The sequence below is a fragment of the Pedobacter chinensis genome (genome assembly GCF_003339865.1).
In the GTDB taxonomy this organism is placed as follows: domain Bacteria; phylum Bacteroidota; class Bacteroidia; order Sphingobacteriales; family Sphingobacteriaceae; genus Pedobacter; species Pedobacter chinensis.
Genome location: NZ_QPKV01000006.1, coordinates 440131 through 465635 on the forward strand (window position 1 = coordinate 440131; position 25505 = coordinate 465635).

The window sequence follows — 25505 nt, forward strand, 5'->3', positions numbered from 1 at the left end:
TCGTAAGTTTAATATGAATTTTATTGAAAATGAAATAAAAAAATGTTTTTTAAATGAATTTTTTCATTATTCGTAATGAAAATTGATTTTTCATTTGTTTTATGGAATTGATAAATTTCTTACATCATGCTATAAAAATTAATAGCTATGTTCAATTCATCAATCAATGTTTACAAAACCGAGTGGCTCGATCTTGTATTTGCTGACCGCAACAAAAATTATGGGGCTTATGAATTAAGGTCTAAATCCTCAAAAATTATGACCAAATCTCTTTTGGTATCAGCTGGTTTATTCCTGTTGGTCGGGTTTTCTCCCTTGATTTACAGTAAAATGTTTCCAACCGTTGTAGAAAAAGTTACACCTCCAACAGTTGTCGATTTATCGAATGTAATTCATGACATGAAAAAAAAGGTTGAACCCGAGAAAAAGATTGAACCTCCGAAAGCTGAACCTGTTAAAGTGAAAACGGTTAATATGACTTCGAATATTGTGGTGGTGGATAAGACTGAGATTAAAGATCCGCCAACCATTAAAGAAATTGAAAATGCCGTTGTGAGCAATATTACCCAGGATGGCGAAATAAAACCAAATTTATCATTGATTACGCCGTCTGCCAATGGGAACGGAAATGGTTTAGGAAAAGAAGAGGGGGAAGGTGAAAATTCAAATGAAGTTAAAGAAATAAGTGGGATTGATGAGTATCCGGAATTTGCCGGGGGGATGAAGGCGTTTACCAAATATATGGAACGTAATTTACGCTATCCTTCAAGAGCACAGGAAGATGGAATCCAGGGGAAGGTGTTTGTGAGCTTTGTTGTGGAAAAAGATGGTTCAATTACTGACGTGAAAGTTTTACGTGGCATTGGTTTCGGTTGTGATGAAGAAGCCATGAAAGTAATCAAAAAATCTCCATTATGGAAACCCGGAAAAAATAAAGGCATTCCTGTTCGTGTAAGATATAATATGCCCATCAATTTCAATCTGATGTAACAGGATGGGAAATGTTAAATGGAAGATGTATGATGGGAAGTGTTAAAATTGTACCCATTGGCAAACAATGTTGACAGACGTTCTATGAACGGTTGTCTTCCTGAACTTGATTCAGAAATTTAATCATATGAAAGCCAAGCAGGAAAGATGCTGACCACGAAGTAGCTACAAGACCTTTTAAAATTAATATTTACACTTGTAAAACAAGTTCAGCATGACATCGTGGTTAAGCATCACGTATAAAAAACCATACATGAACGGGTCGTCATGCTGAATTTTTCATTTGTTTTTAAGTTTTTATTGGTATTCAAGAGGGCTGCGCCGTTTATTTCAGGATCTTAATGGCATGAACGCATAACAGGAAAGATGCTAAAGCAAGTTCAGCATGACGTTGTGGTTAGGCATCACGCTTAAAAAACCTGTTAACCACTGGGACAGAACAACAAAGGCTTGAGTATTCAAGCCTTTGTTGTTAATGCAATATGTTTAATGATTTCAAAACCTTAAACCTTCTGCCTTATCGCCTTCTACCTCGATTCAATCCATTTACGGGCATTCACAAAAGCTTCCATCCATGGAGAAACCTCATCTTTACGTCCCGCAGGATAATTTGCCCAATGCCATTGAAATAATGAACGCTCAATGTGAGGCATCATCACTAAATGACGTCCGGTTTCATCACACATCATTGCGGTATTGTAATCAGAACCATTCGGACTGGCCGGATAACTCTCGTAGGCATATTTAGCTACGATTTTATATTTATCTTCTGAATAAGGTAGTGAGAATCTTCCTTCGCCATGCGATACCCATACACCTAATGTGCTGCCCGCTAAACTCGATAGCATAACCGAATTATTTTCCTGCAAGGTTAATGAAGTGAAAATACTTTCATGTTTGCCACTCTTGTTGTGCAACATTTTGGGTTTCTCGTCATGGTTTTTATTGATTAAACCGAGTTCTACAAATAATTGACAACCATTACATATACCAACCGATAAAGTATCAGGACGGGCAAAGAATTTCTCTAAGGCAACCCTTGCCTTTTCATTGTATAAAAATGCACCGGCCCAACCTTTGGCAGATCCCAAAACATCAGAGTTAGAGAAACCACCAACTGCACCAATAAACTGGATATCTTCTAAGTTTTCTCTACCAGTAATTAAATCAGTCATGTGCACATCTTTCACATCAAAACCTGCCAAATACATGGCATTGGCCAATTCACGCTCAGAGTTACTTCCTTTTTCGCGGATAATTGCCGCTTTAGGTCGTGGATTAGCTGAATCAATTACAGGTCTTTTGCCATCAAATTGCGGAGGGAAATTATACTTTAGAACTTGATTTTTATAATTATCATAACGTTCTTTTGCTAAACCAGCCCCAGTTTGCTTGCTATCTAATAAATAGGAGGTTTTGAACCAGACATCACGTAAATGGTCAATATCAAAACTCAGATGATTGGAAGCATTTTTCACTGTTAGTGTAGCTGTCGAGCTTACCGCTCCAATTTTGTGGAAAGCAACTCCTGCCGCTGTTAAGGTGTTTTCAACTGAAGCTTCAGCCTGGAATACCAGGGCAATGTTTTCAGCAAATAATACCTTGATTGTATCTTGTTCTGCCAGTGAAGATAAATCTATCGATGCACCTAAATCACGGTCTGCGAAACACATCTCTAATAAAGTGGTAATTAAACCGCCACTACCAATATCATGACCTGCCTGAATTTTACCTTCCTTAATTAACTGCTGAATGGTGTTAAATGCTTTCGAAAACTGATCTGTATTTTTAATATCAGGTGTTTCTGTTCCGATTTTATTTAAAATCTGAGCAAATGATGAACCACCTAGTTTATAAGTATCATTAGAAAGATTGATATAGTAAATGCAACCACCATCCTTTTGAAGAACCGGTTCAACAACCTTCGTAATATCAGTACAGTTGGCACCTGCAGAAATAATAACTGTTCCTGGTGCAATAACATCGCCGTCTTTGTATTTCTGTTTCATCGACAATGAATCTTTCCCTGTCGGGATGTTGATTCCTAAATCAATGGCAAAATCAGAACAAGCTTTAACGGCTGTATATAAACGTGCATCTTCGCCTTCGTTTTTGCAAGCCCACATCCAGTTCGCTGAAAGTGAAACGCTTTTTAAACCATCTTTTAAAGGTGCCCAGATAATGTTTGATAAAGATTCTGCAATGGCATTGCGACTACCAGCGGCTGGATCAATCAAAGCAGAGAGGGGAGCATGCCCTACAGAGGTGGCAATTCCTTCTTTGCCCTGGAAATCCAAAGCCATAACACCGCAATTGTTCAGTGGTAATTGTAATGGTCCGGCACACTGTTGTTTTGCCACACGGCCACCCACGCAACGATCAACTTTGTTGGTTAACCAATCTTTAGCTGCAACAGCTTCCAGTTGTAAAACCTGCTCTAAATAAGTATTTAATTCGGCCTGATCGTAAGTAACCGCTTCGTATTTTCGATCTACGGTTTGATCTTCCATCACAATTTTAGGAGAACTGCCAAACATAGCGGCCAGTTCCAAATCCATTGGTTTGATGCCTGAAGTTTCAGATTTAAAAGTAAAACGATGATCACCTGTTACTTTACCTACCGTATACATAGGAGAACGTTCGCGATCAGCAATTTTTTGTAAAGTATCAATATGTTCGTTGCCGATAACCAATCCCATCCTTTCCTGAGATTCATTACCGATAATTTCTTTCGCAGATAGGGTAGGATCACCTACAGGAAGTTTATCCAGATTAATCAATCCACCGGTTTCTTCGACCAGTTCTGATAAACAGTTTAAGTGTCCGCCGGCACCATGGTCGTGGATGGATATAATGGAGTTGTGATCACTTTCTACCATCCCGCGAACAGCATTGGCCGCACGTTTCTGCATTTCAGGGTTAGATCTTTGGATGGCATTTAATTCAATTCCAGAACCATGCTGACCAGTATCAGCAGATGAAACTGCCGCGCCACCCATTCCAATTCTATAATTTTCGCCTCCAAGAATAACGATGTTATCGCCTTCCTGTGGTTTTAATTTCTGAGCCTGATTTGCTTTACCATAACCAATACCACCAGCGAGCATAATTACCTTGTCGAAACCTAATTTTCTGCTGTTTTCTTCATGCTCGAAAGTTAAAACCGAACCTGTAATTAATGGCTGACCGAATTTATTTCCAAAATCTGTAGCACCGTTTGATGCTTTGATCAGGATATCCATCGGTGTTTGGTATAACCATTCTCTTTCTTCCACACCTTTTTCCCAGGAGCGGTTGTCTTCTAAACGGGATAGCGCTGTCATATAAACCGCTGTTCCAGCTAATGGTAAAGAGCCTTGTCCGCCCGCTAAACGGTCTCTGATTTCGCCACCAGAACCTGTTGCAGCACCGTTGAATGGCTCAACTGTAGTAGGGAAATTATGCGTTTCTGCCTTTAATGAGATGACCGAATCGAAATCACTGGTGGTATAAAAATCAGGAATATCAGCACGTTTAGGGGCAAATTGCTGTACTTTCGGACCTTTTATAAAGGCCACATTGTCTTTATAAGCAGAAACGATATCGTTAGGGTTTTCTTCTGATGTTTTACGGATGAGTTTAAAAAGTGAAGTAGGCTGTTCTACACCATCAATCACAAACTTTCCGTTAAATATTTTATGGCGGCAATGTTCTGAATTTACTTGTGAGAAACCAAAAACTTCCGAATCAGTTAAAGGCCTTTCCAGGTTTTTCGCCAGTGTGTTTAAGTAATCAACCTCCTCATCACTTAAAGATAAGCCCTCTTGTTTGTTGTATGCCGCAATATCGGTAATCTGAAGGATAGGTTCGGGCTTAATATCAATGGTATAAACATCCTGATCAAGCTTACCATATTTTTGGGAAAGCATGGGGTCATAATCAGAAAAATCATCGGCAACTTTCTTGAATTCTTCAATTCTGATGATGCCTTGCATGTCCATGTTTTGCGTAATTTCTACCGCATTGGTACTCCATGGAGTAATCATTGCTGCTCTTGGTCCTACATAAAAACCGCTCAAAGCAGTTTCTTGTGAGATTTTGGCGCCGCCAAATAACCATTCAAGTTTAGTAATATCATTGGGAGTAAGCGTTTTATCTGTTTGTAGAACAAAAACCGCCTGCGATTGACTAAGGAAGAAATGAATCATGCTTTTTTTTTGAAGTTGCAAATTTAGGGTTTTTTAATTTAATGAGTGAATGATTAGGAGATAGAATGAGTTAATTTTAAATGACCTAATGTCATAATAATGATTGAGAAACTGGGTTTTGAATGGGAGGATGTTGTGGTAATGAATGGATGAGCGGGTTTTAAATGGGCCAATGTTGCGAATTATATCTACATTAACCATTTTATAGGGCTTTATCTTTCAAATTCACTCATTTAATCATTCAAAATTCAATCATTTTTATGCAGTTTTGCCTTTCAAATTCACTTATTCAAATTTCAATCAATGTTTAACAGTATCCACCATATTGCCATCATTTGCTCCGATTATGAAAAATCAAAAGATTTTTATGTGAATAAATTGGGTTTTACAGTTTTGGCTGAGGTTTACCGGGCAGAACGCAAATCTTATAAGTTAGATCTTGCCGTTAACGGAGTATATCAGATTGAACTTTTTTCTTTTGAAAATCCTCCAGCCCGACCATCAAGACCCGAGGCGCAGGGACTACGTCACTTAGCTTTTGAAGTTGATGATATTGAACAAGAAATTGCGAGATTAAATAACCATCATATATCAACTGAGCCTGTTCGTATTGATGAGTTTACAGAGAAAAAATTTACTTTCTTTGCTGATCCTGATGGTTTGCCGTTAGAGTTGTATGAAAAATAAGGTTGTTAGTGTTTGAGGTGGTTAGATTGTAAAGATGGATTAGGATTTAGCGATTAGTTCAATCGTAAATAGAAGATATGAGCGTTTTTAAATTCAAGCAATTTGAAGTAGATCAAACAGGTTGTGCCATGAAAATCAACACTGATGGGGTTTTGATAGCTGCTATGGCAAATCACATCAACCCTAAAACTGTATTGGATATTGGAACCGGTACTGGTGTAATTGCGCTTATGCTTGCACAACGCTTTCCAGATGCTAATATTGAAGCCGTAGAAATTGATCGGCAGGCATCAGAAACCGCAAATAAGAATTTTCTATTGTCCATTTTCAGCGATCGGTTGTCCGTTAATAACATAGCCATCGAACAATACAACAATGCGCAAAAGTTCGATTTGATTGTTTCCAATCCCCCGTTTTTTGTTAACGATTTAAAAAACGAAGAAATGAGAAAAGGTATAGCCAGACATGCAGATGTGGATTTTTTTGGAATGTTAATCGAAAAGTCAAATGAACTGCTAAGTGAAACCGGGAAATTGTGGCTGATTCTTCCCATCAAACAAGCAAACGACATTGTTACTGCTGCTGGAACGTATCAATTATCACTTTTAGAAAGAATCCACATCCACTCCGATGAAAGTAAACCTGCTTTCAGGCAAATTATTTGTTTAGGCAGGGAAGAAGGTAATACAAAAGAAACTGATTTTTATATTTATGAATCTTTTCAGGAACACACCTCAATTTATAAGCAGCTTCTTAAAGATTTTTTCCTGGCTTTTTAGCACATGGTAAACGGATGATGAGTTATCGTATGGGCCTATGTCATCGGTTGTGCATCATTCCCGTAAAACCAATCGTGTGGCCGCAAATATTTTTCAGGCCATTCATTCCCACACAGAGGTGCGAACCCAATGTCATTAAATTAATGCAATTTTTTGTCATTCTGAGGGATAATTTATTTTGCTTCGCAGCTACTTCGTGGTCATAAAAATCAATATAAATAACGTTGAGATTCTTTCAGGTGTTTGCCGCAGATACCGCTGATTACGCCCATAAAAATAAAGTCTGCGGGATAATATTTCTTTAAGAATTTAAATTGGAATAGTGATTAGCAATATATTACCAAAATATATCAATGGTAGCGTAACGAAGAATCTGTAATCTATAAGCATTGGTTGTAGTTTTGCTCAGATTTAGTTGCCTGGTTATTTACATTAGCATTCCATCACCTGAGGATTATTCATTAAAACATTATTTTCAATTGTACTCATGCCTGCTTTGCACTGCATTCAGAAGGTTGTTAACGGATTTTGTCATTCTGAGTGCAACGAAGACCGCGAAGCAGCTACGAAGTAAATCTCTGGCCTATGGGCGCTGTTTCTGGTTTACCACTGATTTTGTTTTGTAAAAGGTAATGCTATTACTAAAGTTTGTGTTTTATCTCCCGCAGATTATTCAATCATAACATTATTTCAATTGTACTCATGCTTGCCCGCAGGTATTCACTGAATGACAAGCACTGTCCGAAAAGTTGTCATTCAAAGATGACAATTTTTTAAAATAATGACATTAGATGGGAACCTTCTTTCAGCTACACAATTAAATCAGGTATGACCCAAAGTTTTAAAGATGTATTCAAACAATAGATGACTTGAATAAAAAAAAGATAATATTGTATAATAAATGCTTGATTTTTTAGGACGGGGTTTTAATAAAAGAAGAAATTAACTTCGTTATCTAAATCGGTGTTTCTTTAATAGATTTGGCCATGATTACCGCTGGATTTTGTAAATCACGATCCAATGAATTGTGAATCATGTTCCATTAAACTTTACAAAATGAAAAAAATAGGGTTAATTTCTGACACGCATGGTTTTTTAGATGATGCTGTTTTTAAACACTTCGATCAGGTTGATGAAATCTGGCATGCCGGAGATTTTGGTCCAAATGTTGCCGGACCTTTGGCGGCATTTAAACCTTTACGTGGAGTATCGGGAAACATTGATGATGCATTAATCAGATCGGAATTTCCTGAACAAAATCGTTTTAGCTGCGAACAGGTGGATGTATTGATGGTTCACATTGGCGGATACCCCGGCAGATACTCTTCTTATGTTAAGCCAGAAATATACACTAACCCTCCTAAATTATTTATTACAGGACATTCACATATTTTAAAAGTGATGTTTGATGAAAAGATAAAATGTTTACATATAAACCCGGGTGCAGCGGGAAAACAAGGCTGGCATAAAGTGAGAACCTTGATTCGGTTTTGCATAACTGACGAAAATATTCATACCTTAGAGGTCATAGAATTATCAGGTAGATAATGTAAAATATACACTAAGTATGATTTGCGGCGTAAAAACACTAGGACAATTTATTATAGAAAAACAGGCTGATTTTCCTTATGCTAAAGGAGAGCTTTCCAGATTATTAAGGGACATTGGTATAGCGGCGAAAATTGTAAACAGAGAAATCAACAAGGCTGGCCTGGTGGATATTTTAGGTGATATGGGTACTACAAATATTCAGGGTGAGGAACAAAAGAAACTGGATGTATATGCCGATGAACAATTTATTGCGGCGTTGACCAGTGGGGGGGAATGTTGCATTGTGGCCACAGAGGAGGAAGATGAAATTATCCATATTGAATCGCCTGTTTCTCAAAATGCAAAATATATTGTTTGCATTGATCCTTTGGATGGTTCTTCAAATACCGATGTGAATGTTGCAGTGGGCACTATTTTCTCTATTTATCGCAGGAAATCTACCGATGGGAAGGCAAGTATTACCGATGTTTTACAAAAAGGAACGGAGCAGGTTGCAGCGGGTTATATTATTTATGGTTCTTCAACCATGTTGGTTTATACCACAGGAAAAGGCGTTAATGGTTTTACATTAGATCCATCCATTGGCGAATTTTGTTTGTCGCATCCGCAGATGAAAATTCCGGAAACAGGATATATGTATTCGGTTAATGAAGGAAACTATGTTCATTTTCCTGACGGCGTAAAAAAATATATTAAATATTGCCAGGTGGAAGATGAGGCCACCAGACGACCTTATACCTCAAGGTATATAGGCTCAATGGTAGGCGATATTCATAGAAGCTTGATTAAAGGTGGGATTTATATTTACCCAACCACTTCCCGGTCGCCAAACGGTAAACTCAGGTTGCTTTATGAATGTAATCCGATGGCATTTATCATTGAGCAGGCCGGAGGGAAAGCAAGTACAGGCTTTGACCGGATTTTAGATATTGTGCCAACAGAATTACATCAGCGTGTCCCGATTTTTATCGGATCAAAGAAAATGGTAGAGAAAGCAGAAGAAATGATGTTGCTTTATACTGCCAAATCAATATCTGTTGAACAAAAGGTAGAAGCCAAACTGGAAGATTTAGGTGTGATTGGCGGAATTGATTAATATAAACTTGCTTAAATAGCGGGATTATAACAACTTATTGCGTTCTGCTTCAAATACTGTATCAATGGCTAAATTTTGCTTGTCCTGCGAGGCAAAAACAGCTAACATGTCGCACCGTTCATTTTCCGGATGGGCATTGTGGCCTTTGATCCAGATGAATTTGACCTGATGAAGTTTATATAATTCAAGAAAGCGAATCCAGAGGTCTTTATTTTTCTTGTCTTTGAAATTTTTAGTTACCCAGCCAAAAACCCATTTCTTTTCAACGGCATCTACCACATATTTGGAATCTGAATAAACGGTTACCTGCTGGTTTAAACTTTTTAAAGCTTCCAGTCCTTTAATTACTGCCAATAACTCCATGCGGTTATTAGTGGTCATCCTGAAACCTCCGCTTAATTCTTTGTAGTGTTTGCCTGCTCTTAAAATAGTTCCATAACCTCCTGGTCCGGGGTTTCCACTTGCTGCTCCGTCTGTATAAATTTCGATCATAAAGGGTGTAAAGTTATGTTTTTAGGTTCTAAATCGCTTATTTTATTATTGGTATAAAAAATATTTTCATTTCAAATAATTGAATTTTAACCAATTAAAAAAATGTTGTTAAATCTTTAATAAAAATATTTGCAAGGAATATTAAAAGTCGTACTTTTGTGACACTAAAAAACACGGTGGCTGTAGCTCAGTTGGTTAGAGTATTGGTTTGTGGTGCCGAGGGTCGTGGGTTCGAGCCCCATCAGCCACCCCCAGTGGGACGAGGTCTTTTTCAGAAGATTTTCGTCCCATTTTTTTGTCTTTAACTCTTTGAAAACGATCTCCATCATATACCAATTTTCAGGAAAAAGGTACTTATTAAATATCTTTTGCCCTCTATACCTGAATTTTCGTAAAAAAGATCTAACTTTTTTAAGTTATTAATAACATGTTCCGCTATGGGCCTAATATTTAAACTTTCTTTATTTTTGATATTTTTTTGTTGCACTCATTTTATAAAAAATAGCCTTATAGGTTGACCTTGCTAAAAAAATAATAGGATTTAGAGTTGTTAATATTAGAGCATAAAGGAAAAAATGTTTTTTCAATAGATAAAATGATACCAAGTACAAATAGAAATCTTTAATGCATCAATTGTCAGTCATTGATGCATTCAGTTTAGGATTAATTTGTTTCTTAAATCTGCTTAGGTTCGATATAAAACCAATTCGGTTATTCGCTTTTGGTCAGTTTTGAAGAATTAACATACTCAGATGGTGTCATTTTAAATTGTTTGGCAAAACTTCTTGAAAACTGTGTTTGAGAACTAAAGCCGGTTATCGAGGCAATTTTAAGGATCTTGAACTGCCCCTCGTTGAGCAATAATGCAGCATGCTTCAGCCGTGTAATGTTGATCAGTTCGTGAGGGGAAAGATTTGAAATGGCTTTTGTCTTACGGTAAAGAGTTGGCCTCGACATGTTCATTGCCTCTGCCAGAAAGTCAACATCCAATGTGGTATCAGACATGTTTTTTACAATTGTATCATTGAGTTTATCCAGGAAAGCCTCATCAGCTTTATTATAGGCCATACTTTTTAAATGTACCAATGGTGACTGGGCAAAATGCGTTTTGATTTTTTCCCTTACATTTAACAGGTTGGATATTTGGGTTAATAAATGATTGGGCGAAAACGGTTTCTCAATATAAGCATCTGCACCAGCTTCAAGCCCTTCAATTTTTGTCTGTAAGCTATTTTTGGCTGTTAACAATATAACCGGAATATGGGCATAATCAATACTGTCCTTCAATGTTTTACATAATTCCAATCCATCCATTAATGGCATAATAATATCGCTTACAATCAACTGCACACTTGTCTGCTGCAGAATATCCATTGCCCTAGATCCATTTTCAACAGCTATTACGGTAAAATCCTCCTTTAAAATGCCTACGATAAATCTTCGCAGGTCTGGATTATCCTCAACAACTAGTACATTGGGAGCATCTGGATCTAATTTTTTAACTTCCGCCCCGCTTGTTTCCTGGTAGTTCCCATTGTTATAAGCCAATGTATATTCCTGATTATGGCGTTTGGGCAACCTGAGTTCGAAATGGGTATAATCATCATCTTGCAGAACAAGTGATAAATTACCATCATGTAATTCAGCAAGTGACCTTGCCAGGGAGAGGCCGATTCCCGAACCTCTTATACCTTTAACGTCTTCCATACGATAAAAAGGCTCAAATATTTTCTCTCTATATTTTTCAGGGATGGGGGTGCCATCATTGATGAATTGTATATTGAATGTGTCCTGATCAGATGAGATTTTGATCCAAACGGCTGTAGAGGCATATTTTAATGCGTTATCAAGCAGATTGCTGATGATTTTATTTAGAGCTTCTGCATCAGCATATACTACTAAACCATCATTATCCAGTTCAAGGTTTAATGTGATCTTTTTCTCATTAATTATGGGTTGGAACCTTGTGCATGTCTGTTTCAATAGCTCATTGACATCAAGGCTAACAAAGCTCAGGTTAAAACCCTCCTGTTCTGTTTTTCTAAAATCGAGCAACTGATTACATAGTTCGATAAGGCGGTGGGTATTCTGTTTCATGATCTGAAGATTAGAGCTGATCTCGGCAGACCGTCCGGTTATTCTGATCACCTCTTCCAATGGACCGTGAATAAGGCTCAGAGGCGTTCTTATTTCATGGGTAACCTGGGTAAAAAAATTAATCTTCGCGTGGTAAAGTTCTTTTTCATTTTGTACTTCCCAACGTTCAATCTTTCGCTGATATCGCAGCAGTATTCTTTTGTGATTGTTTTTTACAAGCACAATCACTATTGCTGCAATCATTAACCCATAGATTGCCAGAGCTGTGGGTGATGCCCATAGGGGTGGTGCAATGATGATCTTCAAACTTCTGATTTGCTTGCCCCATATCCTCCCATTATTGGATGCTTTAACCAAAAACTCATATTTGCCCGGTGAGAGACTTGTAAAATAAACCTTTCTGTTGGTCTTCAGATAGGTCCATTTATCATCAAGCCCTTTCATCATAAAAGCATATTCTGTCATTGCAGGCGAAGTAAAACCTAGGGCGGCAAAATCAATACTGAAATTAGATTGATCATGACGTAGTTTGACTTCTTTTGTGAAATCAATGGGACTGCTTAAGGGCGAATCTCTTTCTCCAACCATCAACTCTACATTATCTACCTGAAAACCTGTTATAAAGATTTTTGAAACGACCCGGTTTTCCCTGAAATGCTCAGGTCTGAAAGCAATCATTCCTTTAACACTTCCGAAATACATCTGACCCGTTGCATCTTTAAAGGCCGAACTATAATTAAACTGGTCTCCCAATAAGCCACTGGATTTGGTGTATGTAATGATCTTTCCATTTTTTTGGTTGAACAATACCAGGCCCCTGGATGTACTGATCCATAGATTTCTATTTTTATCCTCCAAAATCTTATAGAAAATGTTGGATGGAAATCCGTCTGCTGTGGTATAGCGTTTAAAAGTCCTTGCTCCCTTTTTTAATATACAGAGGCCATCTTCGGTTGTTATCCAGAGGTTGTGCATGGAATCCTCAAAAAGCCCGTTAATTTCATTGCTGCTTAAACTACTTTTATCCTGAGCGTTAAAGGAAAAATTTCCTGACTGGTTGTTTTTTTTATCAAAAAACCAAAGACCATCACGTAATGTGCCTGCCCAGAGTATGCCTTCACTGCTTTCCAGCAGTGCTGAGTAATGCCTGTTGCCCGGAAATTCATTTAACAGAATAAAATCATCACTGCCGTCACGATATTTATATAAGCCGGTTGCCGTTCCAACCAAAAGCTCTCCATTGCTGTCTACAAGCAAACTTTCAATGAAGTTACTTTTGAATTGATTCGGCGCAGGCCCAGCCTTATATTTTTTAATTATACGGCCAGTATTGATATCCATAACATCCAGCCCCTGTTCAAAAGTACCTATCCAGAGTTTGTTGCCTTTAGCTGCAAGTCCATGTATATTGGAGTGTGAAATACCCTGGCCGTCATCCTGTGGGATGAAATTTTTAAAATTGCCGGTTTTGGGATCAAACCTGTTCAGTCCGGAATCTTCAGTGCCTATCCAGAGTTTTTCGTTTTTATCCTGCTGAATTTCGCGGACAGCATAACCTTTGAGGCGGTTATCGGCAACCCCAGGATAGAATTTGTCGAATGAGGTGTATTGCTGGGGATAATAGCTTAGTCCGCCAAAATAGGTTCCACACCATATTCCTCCTTCTTTATCACGGGTAATTGTGTATACTGCGTTATCTGAGATTGAATAAAAGTCATTTATTTTATTGCGCAATTGAACGTATTTCTGTGTCCGCATGTTATAAATAAATATTCCTGACTCAGTCGCGATCCAATACTCTTCCGCTGTTCTTTGCAAAAAATCCCTGGCAAAAACATTAGTCCCATCGGTATTTCGCATGGGCAACTGTCTTGTCCTGTGATCAATTGTGCTAAAGAGTTTTACCCCATCATTTGATGTTCCTATTATCAAATGGCCATCTCCTGTATCTTTAATCTTTTCGATCCATTTCGATAATGGGGAAGAGGTATCCTCAAATGTGCTATAAACTTTATGCTCATTAGTAGTTAGTCCATATTGCTGAAGGTATCCCTGTGCTGTGGATACCCATATATCGCCTTCCTTGGTAATGGCTAAAGAGGTTGCTCCTCCATATTGCGGCCCGGGGAAATCATTTATTTTTTTTGTCCTGATATCATATCGCAATAAAGTGTTGTTTGCAATAAACCAGATCCTTCCTTTAACATCTGCTGATATCGTGCTGATGTCTTTGTCTCTGGTTTCATTAATCAAAATAAAGGTATCTTTTATCGGATTATATCTGTACAATCCTTTGCGTGTTCCCACCCATAAAAGCCCCTGATTGTCCTCAAATAATGAATGAATGAAATTATGTCCAAGGCTTTCAGGTTTTGCAGGGTCATTACGGTAAATCTTAAACCTGTAACCGTCAAAGCGGTTCAAACCATTTTTTGTGCCGAACCACATAAATCCGTTGATGTCCTGCAAGCTGCAGATCACTGAGTTATAGGAAAGACCGGATTCTACCTGATAATGCCTAAAGGTGTATGCCTGTCCAAGAAGTTGTTGATGGATACATAAAAATGTAAAGCAGAAAAATATTCTTTTCAGTCGCTCGTAAAAAAACATTATTAAATATAGTCCAAAAAACGAAAATTAGATCAATCTCCTTCAAAATTGGCTTTTGCAGCTGATAATTGATACATAATGAACAGAAATTGAACTGATTTATCTATATGTATCCCCTTATTTAGCACTACCAAATATAAACTATAGCGTATGAACAAAAAGCTTCCACAATGCGGGGGTACAAATACCCCTCCCAATTCGATCATGAGGATCAAGGATCGAATTTTCAAAATCGCCCTAACCATGTTATTGATCAGTTTAACAATTAGTGTGCAGGCGCAGCAAAGAACCACAGGGATTGTCAGAGATGCAAGCGGACCCTTAGCAGGGGTTGGTGTGCAGATAAAGGGCACATCGGTATCTACCATTACCGATGGTAACGGTAAGTTTATGATTGCTCTTCCTGGCGGGCAAAAAGCAGTGCTTATTTTTTCATTTATAGGTTATCAGACCCAAGAACTCTCTGCTGCCGAAAACCAGATATTAGAAGTGATCATGGTAGAATCTACCGCAGACCTAAATGAAGTTGTAGTGATTGGGTATGGTACCCAGCGAAAACAGGATCTTACAGGAGCAGTATCAGTGGTAAAGGCAGAAGATGTAAAGAAAAGACAGGCTACTACAGTTGCCGAATCCCTTCAGGGCCTGGCAACCGGGATCCGTGTGAGGAGTGGGGGACAACCAGGTTCCGAAGCGCAGATTCAGATACGCGGCCTGAAGAATTTTTCGGGTACAAATCCATTATATGTGATTGATGGATTGGTCACAAGTGCAAACCGAGATTTCAATCCTGCAGATATTGAGTCTATCCAGATCCTTAAAGATGCATCGGCCGCGGCAATCTATGGTACCCGTGCTGCAAATGGTGTTATTATTATTACTACCAAAAGAGGGAAAGAGGGGCCGACTAAAATCGACGTTTCTGCAAAAACCACATTTCAAACCATTCCCAGATATTCACTTGCTGAAACCAGCGAATTCGCAACACTGAACAATATGGCTTATGATAATGCCAATGTTAAAAGACAGGACCTTGATCTTTCAGTTAATACAGATTGGCAGGATGAAGCCTACCGGACGGGGTTGGTACAGGATTATTCACTAAGTTTTTCAGGAGGAGGAAAAGATAACAGTTATTTCATATCCGGAGGGTACTTTGGTAACAAAGGTGCCGTCATTAGTACTGGATTCGACCGGGTAAACTTTAGGGTAAATACCAAAACCACAAAAGGGATTTTTACCATTGGAGAGAATCTGGCGATAAGTAATGCCAAAGCAGATGAAATGTCCGGAAACCCTATCTTGAGTGTTGTCCGCCTGCTTCCTACGATTCCTGTTTACAATCCGGCAAACCCGGGTGGGTATGGGTATGGAGACGAGGCACGTGCAAGAACCTTTGGTACAAACCCGGTCGCAATTGCTGATCTTGAAGATAGGACAAACGAAAATTTACGCATCCGCGGCAACCTGTTTTCGGAACTGCAGATATTGCCCTCTCTGAAATATAAAATCAATGTGGGGTATGAAACAAGCAGAGATCATTATGCTTATTTAAGGAAGCCGGGAAACTGGACACTGAACCAAGCATTTGACCCTGCCATTATTAATGAAAACAGAGCTGAATCTTCGACTGTACTGATTGAAAATACGTTATCCTTTGATAAAGATTTCGGTAAACATAGAATAAATGTTTTAGCTGGACAATCTTATCAAAGAGATAAATATGCCCAGATTTGGGGTACCAAAAGAAATATCCTGGCAAATCCTTCAGGCGGTTACTATGATGTACTGGATCAGGGAGATGAACCCCAAACCGGCGGTTTTAAAAACCGTACCGATCTGATTTCTTATTTTGGAAGATTTGAATATAACTATGCCGACAAATATCTTTTGAACGGGGTGATCAGGACTGACGGGGTTTCGAGATTTGGAAAGGATCACAAGTTTGGTGTCTTCCCATCCATATCCGGCGCATGGAGGATCAGCAAAGAAGATTTTTTTAAAGCTTCATGGATAAACGATCTTAAATTACGTGCCAATTATGGAACGCTTGGAAGCAGTAATATCGGACCATATGATTATATCGCTTTTATAAATACTTTTCCTACAATCGTACTAGGCCCCGGACAAACGGTGCTTCCTGGAGCCACCCAGGTAAAATTGGCCAATCCTGATCTGCGCTGGGAAGAGGTTACCCAACAGAACTACGGATTGGATGCTGCCTTTCTTAAAAATAAACTGACCGTTAGTGCGGAATATTTTATTTCAAAGACCAAAGATGTGCTCTTACAATATCCTTTACTGATTTCAACAGGAAATGATGGCGGTAATCCTTATGTGAACGGTGCCACCCTCGGAAATAAAGGATTTGAATTTACCGTTTCCTACCAGGAAAATAAAAACACGTTTAAATATGGGGCGACTGCAAATCTTACCACTTTACGTAATAAAGTGCTTGACCTGGGATACGGTAAAAACAGAACTTTTGTAGGTAATACAGTTACCGAAGTTGGTCAGCCGATAGGAATGTGGTACGTGCTGCAAACTGATGGCCTATTCCAAAATAGTCAGGAAGTTGCCAATTACAAAAATGCTGCCGGCAAAGTTATCCAACCTACCGCTCAACCGGGAGATATCCGTTTCAAGGACAACAATGGCGACGGCGAAATCAATAACTCTGATAAGGTAGTAGTTGGCAGTCCCTGGGCCGATTACGAAATAGGACTGAATTTGAATGCCTCTTATAAGAACTTTTCTTTTAACATGGACTGGTTCGGTTCTTTTGGTTCAACCGTATTCAATGGGCCACGGAGTGTGACCGATGCTTTTTCTGATAACAGCAATTACCGCGCTGGTATACAGCCATGGACTCCACAAAATACCAATACTGATGTGCCAAGAGCCTATTATGGAAGTACAATCAATTCCAGGGGAGACACGGACCGTTGGCTGGAGAACGGCAGTTTTGCCCGGTTAAAATATATCGGGATATCATATAACATCCCTGAAAAAATGTTGAAAAGGATAGGATTCCGGAATGCACAGATCAGCGTATCGGGGCAGAACCTGATAACAATTACCAAGTACACGGGACTCGACCCGGAATTCAGCAACAACAGCATTTTTGAAAAAGGTTACGACTTTGGCGCATTCCCAAATCTAAGGATGTTCTCTGTTGGTTTACAGTTTGGATTTTAAAATGATGAACATGAAAAAAATATTATTAACTCTACTGATAACAGGAACTTTTGTGATATCATCCTGTAAAAAAAGCCTGCTTGATCAGGACAATCCCAATACACTTACACAGGAGCAGTTCTGGAAAACAGAAGACGATGCCCAAAAAGGTGTCAATGCCATTTATCATATGTTCTATCAGCCAGGAAGTTGGTCTAGGTGGATTTATTTTCGTTTGGATTTAACTTCTGATGAAGGTTTTAGCAAAAGCCCCTGGATCGAACTGGCTGATTGGACACGCTTTCAATATGTCAATTATAATTTTTTTGAAGGCAATCAGGTAAGCTACCGCGATACCTATAAGGCAATTTTCAGATGCAACCAGGTACTGACTTATGTGCCTGAAATAACTTTCGCCGATCAGAACAAAAAAGCCAGGATGTTGGGAGAAGCAAAATTTCTACGTGGGCTATATTATTATTATGCTGCCTTATTATGGGAAAATTTTCCGATAGTAACCACTATCCAAAGCCCAACCGATATGCCGCAGCAGAGCAGCCTTGCACAAGTTTGGGCACAGGTTGAGAAAGATCTGTCAGAAGCTGCAGATGTGTTGCCGGCGCAATGGAATGGAAACGATATCGGGCGTCCTACAAAAGGCGCTGCTTTTGCCCTGCTGGGTAAAACTTATATGCAGCAACGGAAATGGGCACAGGCAAAAACAGCCTTTGATTATCTGGTAACCGGCGCAGGGGCAGGTTTCTATGATCTGGTTGATTATAAGGATAACTTCAGGGCAGAGAACGAAAACAACAAGGAATCTGTTTTTGAAATCCAGTTTTCTGATGCAAATAAAACGGCTGAAGGAGACGGCCCAAGCTCGAACATGGGAAATAACAGAGCTCAGTTTTTTGCGCCCAGGTCTATAGGATGGTCCGATGGCCAGGCAAGAAACTGGTTGGTTGATGAATTTAAAAAAGAAAAGACTTTAGATGGTAAAATTGATCAACGTTTGAGATATAGCCTTTTCTATCCTGGTCTGGAAGCAGATTTCGGTGACAAGACTTATGGAAGAAGCTGGCAATGGGACGCTGATGAAGCCTGGTTCAGAAAATATTCGCGGGATTATATGCGTACAAACGAAGATTATTTTAGTCAGGTAAACAACAGGATAATCCGTTTTGCAGATATTCTTTTAATGTATGCAGAAGCCAATAACGAACTTGGACAGACCTCTGCAGCTTATCAATACGTAAACAGGGTAAGGCAAAGGGTTAATCTTGCACCTTTGGCAACGGCTTACCCAGCTATCGGAAATGATCAGGCACTCTTTAGGGAACGCTTAAAGATGGAGAGGGCCCTAGAACTTTGCGGGGAAAGTGTACGCTGGGCCGACTTAAAACGTTGGGGCGACCTCGATACGCAGGCTGCCGTAGCAAAGGTAGCTCAGCGCGATCCGGATTTCAATAATTTTGTTCCCGGTAAACACATCCGTCTTCCGTTGCCACAAATAGAAGTGGAGAACAATAAAAATCTTAAGCAGAATCCAAACTATTAATAAATCGTCAATAAACTCCAATGATACATTACACCTTTATTAGATTGCTGTTGGTTAATATATTAGCCATTACCTATTGTTCAGGCTGTTCAAAAGATAACAAATCTGTTCCCGAAGTTTCCGTACCTAAGCAGGATGATATATCGATCAGCTGGGACCAGAATAGCAGAAGAAGGGTTTCGTCACCAGCATTGAACGCCAGTTATTCCGGATATGCAAGAATAATACAGTTAGCTGATGCATCATTGCTTGCGGTATATGAAGCCGATGGTAGCATTGTATCGGTTAAAAGCACGGACGGAGGCAATACCTGGTCTTCGGCAACGGTTATTGCCCCACGTGCCAATGGATCAAACATGAGCGTTCCGGATCTACTATTGCTGAACAACAATAAAATCCTGGTTTTTTACAATGCCAGGCCATACGATATTGCGCCGTCCAGAAAATTCGGCATCCTGGTAAAACAGAGCAGTGACAGTGGACAGAGCTGGGAAAATGAAAAGAATTTGTACGAGGCAGGGTATCAATTTGAGAATGGCTGCTGGGAACCTTCTGCCATTCAATTGCCAAATGGAGAAATACAGTTGTACTTTGCCAATGAAGGCCCGTATACAAACTCGAATGAGCAGAATATTTCTATGCTCAGATCAAAAGATAATGCCGGAAGCTGGACAACAGCCCCGGAAATTGTCAGCTTTCGCCCCGGGAAAAGAGATGGAATGCCGGTGCCGCTTCTTTTAAAAGATGGCAAAGACATTCTCGTCTCTATAGAAGATAATGCAGTTAATACCTTTAAGCCCTATGTATTGAGAAATAGCCTGCAGGAAAACTGGGCAGTAACAATCGGTGCAGAGAGTGCAAACAGAAGCTATGCATTGGCGGATAGGATAGGGGATGCACTATACGCAGGTGCCCCATTTATCAGGCAATTGAAAACCGGCGAAACCATACTTTCCTATCAGGGTACAGAGGGCCGTACAAATGATCTGAATTTCGCAGATATGAAAGTGGTCATCGGTGATGAACAAGGCCGGAATTTCAAGAGTAAATCTGTACCCTTCTTGATTCCCAGCAATAAATCATGTCTATGGAACAGCTTAACTGTGCTAAGTGATGGCAGTGTAATTGCCGTTACCAGTACCAATGCCTATTCCAATTCCACAGAAGTATGGATGATAAAGGGAACTGTTATCAACACAAATTAATAACACTTATACTAAAGATTATGCAGAAAAGAATATTTCCCTACGCCTTAATATTGTGCCTTGGCGTGTTTTTCGCCTGTTCGGGAGAAAAGAAAAAGGCTGAAACGCAACGAAAAATATGGACTAAGCAACAGGCTAACGATTGGTATAAAAAACAGCCGTGGCTAATCGGGGCCAATTTTATCCCCAGTAATGCCATCAACCAATTGGAAATGTGGCAGGCAGAAACATTTGATACCGTTACCATTAACAGGGAGCTGGGATGGGCAAGCGATCTGGGCATGAATACCGTGCGGGTATATCTTCACGATGCACTTTATCAGCAAGATTCAGTAGGCTTTCTTAAACGGATTGATATATTTCTGAACCTGGCCCATAAGCATAAAATAAAACCATTTCTTGTGATTTTTGACTCCTGCTGGGATCCTTTCTATAAACTGGGTAAACAGAGGGAACCCATTCCTTTCAAACATAATTCAGGATGGGTTCAAAGTCCTGGGCAGTTGGCACTAAAGGATTCCCTGCAGTACCCCAGGCTGGAAAGATATGTGAAGGGAATTATCGGAAAATTTGCCAACGATGAAAGGATCATTGGCTGGGACTTGTGGAATGAACCAGATAATATGACCGGTCCGTCTTACGAGAAAATAGAGCTTCCGAACAAAGTGGCGCTCGTGTTGCCGCTGCTTAAAGAAGTATTTATATGGGCACGTTCAGTTCATCCTTCACAGCCCCTCACATCAGGGATTTGGGTGGGTGACTGGTCTGACTCCACCAAAATGAAGCCGATCGAAATACTTCAGCTCGAACAGAGCGATATTATCACTTTCCATAATTACGACAGTCCTGCTGAATTTGAAAAGCGGATAAAATGGCTATCAAGATATGGAAAACCTCTTATTTGCACAGAATATATGGCCAGGCCAAATGGTAGTACTTTTGCCGGTTTCCTTCCTGTTGCGAAAAAATATAATGTAGGAATGATTAATTGGGGCTTTGTTGATGGCAAAACGCAGACTAAATATCCTTGGGATTCGTGGACGAAAAATTACAGTTCACCTCCGCCTGTCTGGTTTCACGAAATCTTGCGGAAAGATGGAACACCATATAAACAAGATGAGAAAGAAATCATATTATCGATGACACATAATGTAGATAGAGATTGAAGCCGGGTTGACGAATTGGCAGATTAATATAGTTGGAACACAAAATGTGTACAAGCAAAAGTGCTGATAAATTTCTTATCAGCACTTTTGCGCTATATGGGTAATTATAAAATTAAATTTTATGCGCCAAAAAATTGTGACCGGATTTGGACTGCTATTTAATGATTTGTGAAAGTATGAGGTCGCTTCATCTGGTTTTGTAAGCATCAGCAATGACTGAAAATCAACAGTGTATGTGTTTAATTCCTGCAGCCGCCACCATTTTCTTTTTAGATCGATTGTGATCGCATGATCCTGACCGGTATAGATATAATATTTTGGAATATGCACAAATGCCGGATTTTTCGGTAATACTTTATCTGTCAGTGTTAAATAGGCGATTTTAATAAATAAGGGTTTAGATGGCAGCAGTATATCACGTCTATAATCTGCTGCGCAATTTATTTGGAGAGTACCCGTAGGTTTGCTTAAATGCGGTGCTAAAGTTTGAAATGCTGTTGTAGCCTGACAAGCTGCTTATTTGATGAATGGACAGATTTGTGTCCAGTATAAATTTACGTGCCCTGTACATTCTGGTTTCCTGCAAGTAACCAAAGATAGTATTGCCAAAAATAGCCTTAAAGCCGCTTTTAAGTTTTGTTTGATTTATACCGAGCTTTCGGGCAAGCTCGATAATAGTAAGAGGATGGCTTAGGTTTTCCCGAATTAAGACAGCGGCATGTTTTATACATTCTATGTCGGCATTGCTTAACGGATATACTTTATCATCAACTTCGGAACCTTCGTGCAGGAAAGCGATCAGCTCGTAAATTTTTGACTCCAGATAGATTTTTTTGGTCAGACCTTCATATATACAGTTCTTGATGGCATGGATGGCGCTGTATATTTTAGGGCTTATCACAACTTCTCTGGCCGAAAGCGTGCCGCATTGATTCCTACTGATGCTATTTAAAAAATCGTCCATCGCAAGGCTTTCTCCAGAATAATTTGTTAACATGGGGAGTGGAAGGTGAACGTCAAAAGTTTGATAGCTTATATTTTTATTAAATGATATTTTAGCCTGGTTTTCCTCTTGAGAAAGAAACGTGATATTACCTGACATAGCAGGTGCCCATTCTCTTTTTATAACTTTATTGTGATAGTATATGTCACGTGCTGACAGATTGAAGTGCATTTCCAGCAGATGGGATTCACCTCTGCCATATATAGTGACATCATCATTAAGTTGGTAGCTGCCCTGAAGTATGCTTAAACTGTCGTTTACTGGATATTCCTCATATGAAATTTGACCTTTTGGGGTTCTAAATTTCATTATCCCGGAATCATCAATGCCTTGCTGAGAAACCTCGGCCTCAGACAGGCTTGCCGAAGCAAGAAATTCAATAAAATCACTTCCCTGAAACGTAAAACCCATTATAAAACTTCCATTTTCAAAACAAAAACTTCTTAATTCATAAATTTTCCCTCATCAAAAAGGAATATCTTTGCGCTGCAAATTTAATTTATAATTAGTTTAAATAAAAGTAATCATTGGTTAAAATATTTTTTACCATTCTGCTGTCGGTATCCTGCATGGTAGCAACAGCCTGCCCGGTGTATATACATGTTACCGATATTAACGGCAAAGCGGCTAGTAATGTTGTTGTCACTATTGATCACATTGTAAAGGGAAACACTGATGCTTCCGGAATCCTCATGATCGAACTTGACAGTGGCGAACACATTCTGCATTTTCGAAAAGGAGCCATTCTTTTAAAACAAGTAAACATAAATATTGACTGCATAAAAGAAAACCGCTTTGATTTTGAGTTGAAAGAACAGGGAGATAATTCAATTACACTTCAGCAGGTAACAGTGAAGGCGTTGACTGCAAAAGAACAGCTCGGCCAGTCGCCATTTTCGGTTCAGGCTATAGATCTGAAAAAATCTTATGATAAGGGCGGTGATATCGGCGAGATATTGAACAGGGCATCCGGTGTCAGATTGCGCAGCGACGGCGGGGTTGGGGCACCGGTACAGATCAATTTAGGAGGTTTACAGGGAAAGGCCGTCAGGTTATTTAAAGACGGAATTCCTATCGAGTTATTCGGACACGGCTTTAGCCTGGGGACCATTCCGGTAAATATGCTGGAACGGGTGGAAATCTACAAAGGTGCAATGCCTTTATACCTCGCTTCTGATGCTTTGGGTGGCGGGGTCAACCTCGTGTCCAGGCATGATTACAAAAATCTAGCGGAACTATCATATGAAGCAGGTTCGTTTAACACCCATCGCGTTACAGCGAATGGCTTGTGGAGAAACGGAATCAAAACATGGTACCTTGGAACCAGTAGCTCTCTAAATTATTCAGACAATGACTATAAAGTAAATGTTCCTATCTCAACAAACCCCACCACTTACCAGGATACCAAACGCTTTCATGACGCGACGCGGAGCTATTATGCCGAAATTTACACAGGCATTCAAAACAGAACCTGGACAGATGACCTACGGCTTACTCTGATAGCTTCCAGCTTTTACAAGGAAATACAGCATGATGCGCAAATGGATAAGGCGTATGGTGAACCTTATTCGAAGGAGAGAAACTATACCAGTTTGCTCACTTATAAAAAATTTCTCTTAAATAACCGGATGAAAGTGAATGCGGTTGGTACGTACAGCTATTTCAAAACCAGATTTATTGACACGGCAACCGTTAGATATGGCTGGGATGGTCAGATCATTGGAAGTAATTTAAAGCCAGGCGAGATCAACATGGGCAATAACCAATTAATCAACTACAAATTCTTTTCTTCGCGCCTGAATTTGACTTATGAGCTATCCGATCGCCACGTCCTGGATTTCAGCGAATTATATTATCAACAGCGTCGTATTGGCAGTGACCCCCTGGGCGCAATTTCGGCCATTGAGGCAATAGACGTACTTAGTGTGCCCGCTTTGTATCGTAAGGACAATACCGCCCTTGGACTGCGATCCAACTGGCTCGGAAAGGAGATGGAGAGTATTATTGCCCTGAAGTACTATCATTTCCAAACAGAAGGCTATACAACGGATAATTTCGGCATGGGATATCGGTCTTCAGGCACAGGGCAACAGTTGGGATATCTGGGCGGTTTAAGGTGGAATCACGGAAAATACCTTTTCAAGGCTTCTTATGAATATGCAACACGATTGCCAGACGAATATGAGATTTTCGGTGATGCCCGGTTGATTAAAGAAAACATGAACCTTAAGCCCGAGAAAAGCCATAACGTTAACCTGAACGGTCAGTATACAGTGGAAAATGGTGAGCAAAGCTTGACTTTGTCGGCCGGACTTTTTTACCGTAAGGTACAGGACATCATCTTTTTGCAACTGGATATTCCGTTCAGCCGTTACATTAATTATGAACGGGCGCAAGTAAAAGGCTTTGAGTTGGAGGCAAATTACGTTCCCGTCCGGCGCTTTAACATAGGTATGAACGTTACTTATCAGGACATTCGCCGGATTGGCATTAAAGAGGCGATGTTCAGAAATCTGGAAAATTCGAGGGTACCCAATGTCCCTTACTTCTTCGGCAACTTTTGGTTAAATGCTTACTTTTGGAATGTACTGCATAAAGGAGACCGCCTGGAATTGAGTTGGAACGGCAATTACACCCATCGGTTCTTTTTGCAGGCCATTCCAAAGAACCAGGAACCGGGGCTTTTCGAGAAAGTAAAAAATATTCAGACATCCCTGATCATACCGCGTGATGACAGATTGGGACAGTTGGCAAACAATGTCGGCATATATTATCATTTCGCAAAACCTAAACTAACCTTATCTGGAGAGTGCAGAAATATTGGCGACGTCAGGCTATATGACAATTTCAATGTGCAGAAGCCAGGAAGGGCATTCTATCTCAAAGTATTATATCAGTTTTTTTAAT

The 25505-nt window shown here is 39.6% G+C and carries 14 protein-coding genes and 1 tRNA gene; 11 read left to right on the forward strand and 4 right to left on the reverse strand.

Features of this window, described 5'->3' with window-relative positions:
* Window positions 1–147 precede the first annotated feature (147 nt).
* Entirely contained in the window at window positions 148–990 is an 843-nt protein-coding gene (locus DU508_RS16175) for an energy transducer TonB (RefSeq protein WP_115403838.1), read from the forward strand.
* 527 nt (window positions 991–1517) lie between these two features.
* Here the strand turns inward: DU508_RS16175 and purL are convergent.
* Complete coding sequence (gene purL / locus DU508_RS16180; protein ID WP_115403839.1) at window positions 1518–5177, reverse strand: phosphoribosylformylglycinamidine synthase; 3660 nt, start codon at window positions 5175–5177, stop codon at window positions 1518–1520.
* Between the two features lie 303 nt (window positions 5178–5480).
* Here purL and gloA2 point away from each other — a divergent pair, with 303 nt between their 5' ends.
* From gloA2 to fbp, 4 genes are all read left to right on the forward strand, one after another.
* Window positions 5481–5864, forward strand: a complete 384-nt coding sequence (gloA2, locus tag DU508_RS16185) for an SMU1112c/YaeR family gloxylase I-like metalloprotein (protein WP_115403840.1) — start codon at window positions 5481–5483, stop codon at window positions 5862–5864.
* Window positions 5865–5941: 77 nt separating this feature from the next.
* Entirely contained in the window at window positions 5942–6643 is a 702-nt protein-coding gene (locus DU508_RS16190; protein WP_115403841.1) for a tRNA1(Val) (adenine(37)-N6)-methyltransferase, read from the forward strand.
* Between the two features lie 1056 nt (window positions 6644–7699).
* Window positions 7700–8191, forward strand: a complete 492-nt coding sequence (locus DU508_RS16195) for a metallophosphoesterase family protein (protein ID WP_115403842.1) — start codon at window positions 7700–7702, stop codon at window positions 8189–8191.
* Between the two features lie 19 nt (window positions 8192–8210).
* Window positions 8211–9290 carry a class 1 fructose-bisphosphatase gene (gene fbp / locus DU508_RS16200; protein WP_394341376.1) on the forward strand — a complete coding sequence of 360 codons (1080 nt, stop codon included), beginning with the start codon at window positions 8211–8213 and terminating at the stop codon, window positions 9288–9290.
* Between the two features lie 24 nt (window positions 9291–9314).
* Here fbp and rnhA read toward each other — a convergent pair whose 3' ends face one another.
* A complete protein-coding gene (gene rnhA / locus DU508_RS16205; RefSeq protein WP_115403843.1) occupies window positions 9315–9782 on the reverse strand; it encodes a ribonuclease HI in 468 nt (155 codons plus the stop codon).
* 176 nt (window positions 9783–9958) lie between these two features.
* Here rnhA and DU508_RS16210 point away from each other — a divergent pair.
* A tRNA-His gene (locus tag DU508_RS16210) sits at window positions 9959–10032 on the forward strand.
* A gap of 461 nt (window positions 10033–10493) precedes the next feature.
* On the opposite strand, the gene DU508_RS16215 is transcribed toward DU508_RS16210, so the two are convergent.
* Window positions 10494–14489 (reverse strand): hybrid sensor histidine kinase/response regulator transcription factor, encoded by a 3996-nt coding sequence (locus DU508_RS16215; RefSeq protein WP_115403844.1) that lies wholly within the window; start codon window positions 14487–14489, stop codon window positions 10494–10496.
* Window positions 14490–14639: 150 nt separating this feature from the next.
* On the opposite strand from DU508_RS16215, the gene DU508_RS16220 reads away from it, so the two are divergent.
* Genes DU508_RS16220 through DU508_RS16235 form a run of 4 tightly spaced genes read left to right on the forward strand, consistent with a single transcriptional unit; the run spans window position 14640 to window position 21595 of the window.
* Complete coding sequence (locus DU508_RS16220; protein ID WP_115403845.1) at window positions 14640–17687, forward strand: SusC/RagA family TonB-linked outer membrane protein; 3048 nt, start codon at window positions 14640–14642, stop codon at window positions 17685–17687.
* 10 nt (window positions 17688–17697) lie between these two features.
* Window positions 17698–19224: a RagB/SusD family nutrient uptake outer membrane protein gene (locus DU508_RS16225; RefSeq protein ID WP_115403928.1), complete on the forward strand. Its 1527-nt coding sequence runs from the start codon at window positions 17698–17700 to the stop codon at window positions 19222–19224.
* Between the two features lie 20 nt (window positions 19225–19244).
* A complete protein-coding gene (locus DU508_RS16230) occupies window positions 19245–20429 on the forward strand; it encodes a sialidase family protein (protein ID WP_147273645.1) in 1185 nt (394 codons plus the stop codon).
* 20 nt (window positions 20430–20449) lie between these two features.
* Window positions 20450–21595 carry a cellulase family glycosylhydrolase gene (locus tag DU508_RS16235; protein WP_115403929.1) on the forward strand — a complete coding sequence of 382 codons (1146 nt, stop codon included), beginning with the start codon at window positions 20450–20452 and terminating at the stop codon, window positions 21593–21595.
* A gap of 421 nt (window positions 21596–22016) precedes the next feature.
* Here DU508_RS16235 and DU508_RS16240 read toward each other — a convergent pair whose 3' ends face one another.
* Window positions 22017–23009, reverse strand: a complete 993-nt coding sequence (locus tag DU508_RS16240) for a helix-turn-helix transcriptional regulator (RefSeq protein WP_115403847.1) — start codon at window positions 23007–23009, stop codon at window positions 22017–22019.
* A gap of 116 nt (window positions 23010–23125) precedes the next feature.
* Between DU508_RS16240 and DU508_RS16245 the strand changes: the two genes are divergently transcribed.
* Window positions 23126–25504: a TonB-dependent receptor plug domain-containing protein gene (locus tag DU508_RS16245; RefSeq protein ID WP_199562728.1), complete on the forward strand. Its 2379-nt coding sequence runs from the start codon at window positions 23126–23128 to the stop codon at window positions 25502–25504.
* Window position 25505 lies beyond the last annotated feature (1 nt).